The organism is Paraburkholderia sp. SIMBA_030 (genome assembly GCF_046535245.1).
GTDB lineage: Bacteria > Pseudomonadota > Gammaproteobacteria > Burkholderiales > Burkholderiaceae > Paraburkholderia.
In genome coordinates, this window is record NZ_JAWRXB010000872.1 from 1 (window position 1) to 261 (window position 261).

The following is a 261-nucleotide window of genomic DNA, read 5'->3' on the forward strand; positions in this document are numbered from 1 at the left end:
CACCGCCGCCGCTTCGTCGCGCATCCACGACACCGTCGCGCGCCTGACCGAGCAGGTCACCGCCACGTTCAAGCGTCGCATGCCATCGGGTGGCACCATCCACATCGAAGAAATCCAGGACCAGGTCGAACTGGCCCTGATGCGTGCCGGTGAGCAGAAAGTCGCCCGCGACTACGTGATCTACCGCGACCAGCGCGCGAAAGAGCGCGCCACCCGCGCCAACACCGACGCTGTGGTCGAGCCGCACCCAAGCATCCGCAT

Annotated in this window: 1 protein-coding gene; it reads left to right on the forward strand. The window is 66.7% G+C overall.

The features are described 5' to 3' along the window. Positions 1-261 (forward strand): ATP cone domain-containing protein (locus SB772_RS42500; protein ID WP_410838833.1); only part of this gene is annotated, 261 nt, incomplete at both ends.